Source organism: Inquilinus limosus MP06, assembly GCF_000767795.1.
GTDB classification, from domain to species: domain Bacteria; phylum Pseudomonadota; class Alphaproteobacteria; order DSM-16000; family Inquilinaceae; genus Inquilinus; species Inquilinus limosus_E.
In genome coordinates this window covers 1-3299 of the sequence record NZ_JANX01000642.1, presented here as the reverse complement: position 1 = coordinate 3299, position 3299 = coordinate 1, and the positions used below count along the sequence as shown (strand labels likewise).

Annotated in this window: 6 protein-coding genes; 2 read left to right on the top strand and 4 right to left on the bottom strand. The window is 69.5% G+C overall.

The window, feature by feature from the left end; translation table 11 throughout:
* The coding region (locus tag P409_RS30075; protein ID WP_034847075.1) for a hypothetical protein at nucleotides 1–215 on the bottom strand (215 nt) is incomplete at its 3' end.
* A gap of 191 nt (nucleotides 216–406) precedes the next feature.
* Here P409_RS30075 and P409_RS30070 point away from each other — a divergent pair.
* Both P409_RS30070 and P409_RS30065 read left to right on the top strand, forming a co-directional pair.
* Nucleotides 407–991, top strand: coding sequence for a TetR/AcrR family transcriptional regulator (locus P409_RS30070; RefSeq protein WP_034847079.1), 585 nt, complete (start codon nucleotides 407–409; stop codon nucleotides 989–991).
* 152 nt (nucleotides 992–1143) lie between these two features.
* Nucleotides 1144–1740, top strand: coding sequence for a DUF308 domain-containing protein (locus P409_RS30065; protein ID WP_034847072.1), 597 nt, complete (start codon nucleotides 1144–1146; stop codon nucleotides 1738–1740).
* Between the two features lie 11 nt (nucleotides 1741–1751).
* On the opposite strand, the gene P409_RS30060 is transcribed toward P409_RS30065, so the two are convergent.
* The 3 genes from P409_RS30060 to P409_RS30050 form a co-directional block, all read right to left on the bottom strand.
* Nucleotides 1752–2321 carry a flavin reductase family protein gene (locus P409_RS30060; RefSeq protein WP_052121579.1) on the bottom strand — a complete coding sequence of 190 codons (570 nt, stop codon included), beginning with the start codon at nucleotides 2319–2321 and terminating at the stop codon, nucleotides 1752–1754.
* A 67-nt stretch (nucleotides 2322–2388) separates the two neighbouring features.
* Nucleotides 2389–2997 carry a superoxide dismutase gene (locus P409_RS30055; RefSeq protein ID WP_034847071.1) on the bottom strand — a complete coding sequence of 203 codons (609 nt, stop codon included), beginning with the start codon at nucleotides 2995–2997 and terminating at the stop codon, nucleotides 2389–2391.
* Nucleotides 2987–3299: helix-turn-helix transcriptional regulator (locus P409_RS30050; protein ID WP_034847070.1), on the bottom strand; the 313-nt coding region annotated here is incomplete at its 5' end. The genes P409_RS30055 and P409_RS30050, both read right to left, overlap by 11 nt.

Sequence of the window (3299 nt, the reverse complement as noted above, 5' to 3'; positions counted from 1 at the left end):
ATGCCGAGCGCGGTGCGGTTGAAGCCGGCCTCGGCGGTGGCGGCGCGGTCGAGATCGCCGGTCCGGGCGGCGGCCAAGGCCCGGACCTGGAAGGCGCGGGCCAGCTCCAGGGCCATCTCGGTCAGTTCCGCCAGCACCTCGGCGTAGCGGCCGGCCTGCGCCGTGGCCGGCGCAGCGGCAGCGGGAGTTCCGGCATTGACGGCACCATCGACCATCCACTCATTAGAACAAAAGAAGAACATTAAGGCCAGCAGAATCGTCCGGCGGCTGTCGCCGGGCCGTGGCTTCGACGCGCCCGGATCCTGCCGGAAGCGGTTCTCACCCGCTGCCGCTGCGGCGGCGGATGTGACCTCCGGGCGGCAGGGTGAGGCTTGACTTGCTACCTACTAGAAGGTAGATGGCCGATATGAAGAGTCCTGCCTCCACTGCCGACGACATCCTGGCCTGCGCGCGCTCTCTTATTGTTGCCGGGGGCTATAACGGCTTCAGCTATGCCGACATCGCCGATGTGGTCGGCATCCGCAAGCCCAGCATCCATCATCACTTCCCGAGCAAGGCCGACCTGGTCCGCACGCTCGTCTCCCGCTACCGGCAGGAGGCCGTGGCGGGGCTGGCGGAGCTCGAAAGCCTGGTCCCGGATCCGGCGGAACGGCTCCGGGCCTATGCCGGGTTCTGGGAGACCTGCATCGCCGACGCCAGCCTGTCCTTCTGCGTCTGCGCCCTGCTGGCGAGCGAACTGCCCATGCTGCCGGAGGCGGTGGCGCTCGAGGTCACGGCGCATTTCCGCTTCCTGTCCGGCTGGCTGACCACGGTGCTGGAGCGCGGCGTCGCGCAGGGCCGCCTGCAGGTCACCGGCACGCCCCGCGTCGAGGCGGAGGCATTCATGGCGGCCGTTCACGGGGCGATGCTGTCGGCCCGGGCCTATGGCGATCCGAAGATGTTCGGGATCATCATGGCCCCGCTGCTCGACCGGCTGTCGATCGGGCCCTGATCCTCTCTCGGCCGCAGGTGACTTTGCGCGCGGTCGGTGCACCGCACCGGCGCCAGTCCAAAATACATCCGCAATGTCTACCGACTGGTCGGTAGACATTGCGCCCGGATCGGGACGCCCCAGAGGGCCTGCCTTCGAAAGGATGTTCAACAGTGGACCAGCTGATCGATCCCGCCGGCGACCAGGAGCGGTGGCTCAGGCTCTACTCCTTTGCCCGGGCGGCGTTTTCCGCCCTGTGGGCGGTTGCGGCGCTCACGCTCGGGCGGGGCGAGGCGCCGATCGCGGCGATCCTGCTGATCGCCTATCCGGCATGGGACGCCCTGGCAAGCTACGCCGATGCCGCGGCCAGCGGCGGACCGGGCCGGAACCGTATCCAGAGCATCAACGCCATGGTCAGCCTGGTCGCGGCTCTCACCGTCGCCATGACGCTGCAGGAGGGCATGAACGCGGTGCTCGGGGTGTTCGGCGTCTGGGCCGTGCTTTCCGGCCTGCTGCAGCTCGGCACCGCGCTTCGCCGCCGGTCCAGCCATGGCGCCCAATGGGCGATGATCCTGAGCGGCGGCCAGTCCGCGCTGGCCGGCGCGGTCTTCATCGTGCAGGCGCGGATGCCGGCGCCGCCGTCGATCGGGACGATCGCCGGCTATGCGGCCATGGGCGCGATCTACTTCCTGGCTTCGGCGGTATGGCTGTCGGTGAGCGTGTCGCGCCGCGGGGTGGGCGGAGCATCCCGAAACGCGGGGACGAACTAAACGGGGCGACCTCAGTCCTCGTCGACGCCGGGCGTCGGGGCCGGGCGGGCGGCGACGCCGGCGTAGCGGCGCAGGCTCCAGAGGAGGGGGGAGGCGTCGCGGGTCTCGACCTCGGTGACCAGGCCGACGAACAGGATGTGGGTCGACACCTCGGTCAGGCCGATCAGGTGGCAGTCGACCACGGCCACCGCGCCGTCCAGCTTCGGCCGGCCGGACGGCCAGGCGGACCAGCTGCCGCGGGTGAAGCGCTCGGAGCGGGCGATCGGCAGCTTGCCGGCGAAAGCGTCGGCGACCTCGTCCTGGTGCTCCGCCAGCATGGCGACGGAGAAGCCCTCGGTCGCCTCGATCACCCCGGCCATGGCGCTGGTGCGGTCGATCGACACCAGCATGGTCGGCGGGTCGGCCGCCAGCGACATCACCGCGGTGGCCGTGCGGCCGTGCCGGGTGCCGTCGGGCTCGGTCGCCCCGACCACGCAGATGGTCGCGGTCAGGCGCGTCAGCGCCTCGACGAACCGGTCACGGGGCACCGCCGGCGGGTGCCGCGGGTCCGGGTTGTAGCGAAGCGAGGTGCGCGCGACCAAAATCTGTCCCTGAGGGCCGTCGAAGAGAAACGCCCGCCGGTCGGCCTGACCGGCGGGCGGGTCGGCGTCAGGCGGCCTTGAGCTGGGCCTCGGCGAACTCGTAATTGGCGAGCTTGTCGAGGAAGTTCTGGGTGTAGTCCGGACGGCGGTTGCGGAAGTCCGGGTAGTAGCTGTGCTCCCACACGTCGAGGCCGAGCAGCACCTTGCCCTCGCCGGTGGCGAGCGGGTTGGAGCCGTTCGGGGTCTTGGTGACCTTCAGCTTGCCGTCCTTGCCCAGCACCAGCCAGGCCCAGCCGGAGCCGAACTGGCCGACCGCGGCCGCCTTGAAAGCATCCTTGAACGCCTGCACGCCGCCGAGATCCTCGGTGATCTTCTTCTCCAGCGCGCCCGGGATGGCGCCGCCCTTCGGCGACAGGTTCTGCCAGAACAGGATGTGGTTCCAATGCTGGCCGGCATTGTTGAACACCGGGGCCAGGTTGTCCTTGCCATAGGCGAAGGTGACGATCTCCTCGAGCGACTTGCCCTTCAGCGAATCGTCCTTCTCGACGAAGCCGTTCAGCGCCGTGACATAGGCCTGGTGGTGCTTGCCGTGGTGCAGCTCCAGCGTCTCCTGGCACATGCCGCGCTCGGCGAGGGCGTTCTGCGAGAACGGCAGCTGGGGAAGTTCAAACGCCATGGTGGTGCTCACTTTCTGATCGGCTTGGTTGTGGACGGATGCGGTAGGCACAACGGCGCGCCCCCGCCTGGATATGCTCCGTGCGCTCCACCCGGGCCTCCGGCCCGAGCACGCGGCGGAACAAGTCGAGCTCGGAGCGGCAGAAGCCCTGGCAGGCCGCCGCCGCGGCGCAGATCGGACAATGATTCTCGACCAGAAGGAAGCCGTTTTCGTCTTCCTCCCACCCAGCCATGTAGCCCTCGCGGGTGCGAAGGCCAGCCAGGGTCGCGACCCGGTCGCGCAGCGTCGCGGCGCCCGCCGTC